At 69.0% G+C, this 229-nt stretch carries 1 pseudogene; it reads left to right on the plus strand.

The features are described from left to right. Positions 1-49 precede the first annotated feature (49 nt). Positions 50-229, plus strand: a pseudogene (locus SB751_RS36045) (ShlB/FhaC/HecB family hemolysin secretion/activation protein); the annotation flags it as partial.

Consider the following 229-nt stretch of genomic DNA (forward strand, 5'->3'; position numbering starts at 1 on the left):
GAGCTTGGCGGCGTTGCCGCTGACGGCTTTGGTCGCGCTCGCGCCCAATGTGCAGGGGCAAAGCCTCGGCGGCATCGAAACCGAGCAGAACCAGCAGCAGCGCCGCGACGCGCAGCACGCGAAGCCGCCGTATCGGCGCCCGCCGTGCGTTCGACCGTGACGAAGATCGAAGCCTATCCCGCGCTGCCAGCCGAAACGCCGTGTTTCCGCATCGACCGCTTCGCGCTCG

This window comes from Cupriavidus sp. SIMBA_020, assembly GCF_046535395.1.
GTDB lineage: Bacteria > Pseudomonadota > Gammaproteobacteria > Burkholderiales > Burkholderiaceae > Cupriavidus > Cupriavidus campinensis.